Source organism: Kitasatospora sp. NPDC088351 (genome assembly GCF_040685575.1).
GTDB lineage: Bacteria > Actinomycetota > Actinomycetes > Streptomycetales > Streptomycetaceae > Kitasatospora.
This window is the reverse complement of record NZ_JBFBIL010000127.1, coordinates 1-3,159: the sequence shown is the minus strand read 5'-3', so window position 1 is coordinate 3,159 and position 3,159 is coordinate 1. Positions and strand designations below refer to the sequence as shown.

The following is a 3,159-nucleotide window of genomic DNA, read 5'->3' as shown; positions in this document are numbered from 1 at the left end:
TCTCGCGGTGCCCCGCCCGCCGGCGGGGGGGCGGGGGGGGGGGGGGGGCCCGGCGCCCCCACACACCCGGGCCGGGCGCCCCCCGCCCCCCCGGGGGGGGCCCCCCCCCCCGGCTCACCGGTCGCGCAGGGTGTGCGGCCGGACACAGCTCGTCGCCGGGTGCCGATGAAGTGCTGGGAATCAGCGCTCTTCTTCGGTGGCCGTGTTGGTGGTGGTGCTGGTGAGACGGCCGCTCTCGTCCTGTATCTCCACGGCGATCTTCTTGAGCTCGGGCTCGAACTTCCGGCCGTGGTGGGCGCAGAAGAGCAGCTCTCCGCCGCTGGCGAGTACGACGCGCAGATATGCCTGGGCGCCGCAGCGGTCGCAGCGGTCAGCCGCGGTCAGCGGGCTCGCAGGTGTCAGAACAGTAGTCACGTCGCCTCTTCTCTAGCTCGACGAGCTGTCGTACCAGGGTCAACATCCAACCAGGCCGAAAACGTTCCCGCTCGTGGCTTTTCTTCTTTGAGGATTCTGCTGTGTTGATGAGGACGTGCCCCGGGGGCCGGTGGTTCATGCGTACCGAATCCCAGGATCCGCCCGTCGCTCGAACGCCCGATCGGGACCGGGGTCGAGGTCCGCGTAGCATAATCCTCTGCTGGGTTGGAGCATAAGCCCCGTCCTGGGCCCCGGTAGCCTGCATAACGGCAGTTCCGGAGCCTGCGCCCGGCCCCACGGTCCGCCAGGACCGCTGGTACCGGGAGGAGATGGCGCCCCGGCGCCCCGAATCCTGCACAGTTCTTGTTCGCGCAGCGCGTACAAGCTGCGCGGGACCGGCCCGCCGTGCTGCGTACCGAGCGGAGGGGTGCGCACACGCAGGGGAACGGCTGTCGGTGCGCTGTGCTGCACTGGCGGGCGATTCGGATGGACCCGGATGTGACCGATGAGACAGAACTTCACCGAGGAGAGTGCCGCGTGAGTGCCGAAACGACCGTGCCGTCCGCACTGCTGGCCGGCGACGACGGTTCCAACTACACCGCTCGGCACCTGCTCGTCCTGGAGGGCCTGGAGGCGGTCCGCAAGCGCCCCGGCATGTACATCGGCTCGACCGACAGCCGCGGCCTGATGCACTGCCTCTGGGAGATCATCGACAACTCCGTGGACGAGGCGCTCGGTGGCCACTGCGACCGTATCGAGGTCGTCCTGCACGAGGACTCCTCGGTCGAGGTGCGCGACAACGGCCGTGGCATCCCGGTGGACGTCGAGCCCAAGACCGGGCTCTCCGGCGTCGAGGTGGTGCTGACCAAGCTGCACGCCGGCGGCAAGTTCGGTGGCGGTTCCTACGCGGCCTCCGGTGGTCTGCACGGCGTCGGCGCCTCCGTCGTCAACGCCCTCTCCGCCCGGCTGGACGTCGAGGTGGACCGCAGCGGCCACACCCATGCGATCAGCTTCCGCCGCGGTACCCCCGGCATCTTCACCGAGGGCGGCCCGGACGCCCCGTTCGAGCCCGCCAACGGCCTCACCAGGGCCCGCAAGGTGCCCAAGGCCCGCACCGGCACCAGGATCCGCTACTGGGCCGACCGGCAGATCTTCCTCAAGGACGCCCGGCTCTCGCTGGAGAACCTGCACAACCGGGCCCGGCAGACGGCCTTCCTGGTCCCCGGCCTGACCATCCTGGTCCGTGACGAGCGGCTGACCGAGAGCGACAAGGTCGAGGAGTCGACCTTCCACTACGACGGCGGCATCGCCGAGTTCTGCGAGTTCCTCGCCCCCGACAAGGCGATCTCCGACGTCGTGCGGCTGCACGGCGAGGGCACCTTCAAGGAGACCGTCCCCGTCCTGGACGACCTCGGCCACATGACGCCCACCGAGGTCACCCGTCACCTCGGCGTCGACATCGCGCTGCGCTGGGGCGCCGGCTACGACACCACCCTGCGCTCCTTCGTCAACATCATCGCCACTCCCAAGGGCGGCACCCATGTGACCGGGTTCGAGCGCTCGCTCGCCAAGACCGTCAACGAGGTGCTGCGCTCCAGCAAGCTGCTGCGCGTCGCCGAGGACGACATCACCAAGGACGACGCCACCGAGGGTCTCACCGCGGTGGTCACCGTCCGGCTCGCCGAGCCGCAGTTCGAGGGGCAGACCAAGGAGGTGCTGGGCACCTCGGCGGCCAACCGGATCGTCGCCGCGGTGGTCGCCAAGGAGCTCAAGTCCTTCCTGACCTCCGCCAAGAAGGACGAGAAGCTCCAGGCCCGGGCCGTGCTGGAGAAGATCGTGGCCGCCGCCCGCACCCGGGTCGCCGCCCGCCAGCACAAGGAGGCGCAGCGCCGGAAGACCGCGCTGGAGACCAGCTCGCTGCCGGCCAAGCTGGCCGACTGCCGCAGCGACGACGTCGAGCGCAGCGAACTCTTCATCGTCGAGGGGGACTCCGCGCTCGGCACCGCCAAACTGGCCCGCAACTCCGAGTTCCAGGCGCTGCTGCCGATCCGCGGCAAGATCCTCAATGTGCAGAAGGCGTCCGTGAGCGACATGCTCAAGAACACCGAGTGTGCCGCGATCATCCAGGTGATAGGGGCCGGTTCGGGCCGCACCTTCGACATCGACCAGGCCCGTTACGGCCGGGTCATCTTCATGGCCGACGCCGACGTCGACGGTTCGCACATCCGCTGCCTGCTGCTGACGCTCTTTCAGCGCTACATGCGGCCCATGGTCGAGCAGGGCCGGGTCTTCGCCGCGGTGCCGCCGCTGCACCGGATCGAGCTCACCAACCCCAAGCGCGGCCAGGAGAAGTACCACTACACCTACTCCGACGCCGAGCTGCGCTCCACCCTGCTGGAGTTCCAGCGCAAGAGCATGCGCTGGAAGGAGCCGGTGCAGCGGTACAAGGGCCTCGGCGAGATGGACGCCGACCAGTTGGCCGAGACCACCATGGACCCGCGCCACCGCACCCTGCGCCGGATCAACCTCGGGGACCTGGAGCAGGCCGAGAAGATCTTCGACCTGCTGATGGGCAACGACGTCGCCCCGCGCAAGGAGTTCATCGTGGACTCGGCGGCCACCCTGGACCGTTCCCGCATCGACGCCTGAGCGGCGGCTTCGCGCGCGGGCCCTCCACCCCTGGGTCGGACGAACGCCTCGACGTCGGCCGCCCGGCCCTCGCGGGCGGCCAGGGCCAGCGCGGTC

General features: G+C 69.7%; 2 protein-coding genes. One reads left to right on the top strand and one right to left on the bottom strand.

The window, feature by feature from the left end:
* Positions 1 to 180: 180 nt before the first annotated feature.
* Positions 181 to 414, bottom strand: a complete 234-nt coding sequence (locus AB0P06_RS36735; protein WP_363615334.1) for a hypothetical protein — start codon at positions 412 to 414, stop codon at positions 181 to 183.
* Positions 415 to 951: 537 nt separating this feature from the next.
* On the opposite strand from AB0P06_RS36735, the gene AB0P06_RS36730 reads away from it, so the two are divergent.
* Positions 952 to 3,063, top strand: a complete 2,112-nt coding sequence (locus AB0P06_RS36730; protein ID WP_363615332.1) for a DNA topoisomerase IV subunit B — start codon at positions 952 to 954, stop codon at positions 3,061 to 3,063.
* Positions 3,064 to 3,159 lie beyond the last annotated feature (96 nt).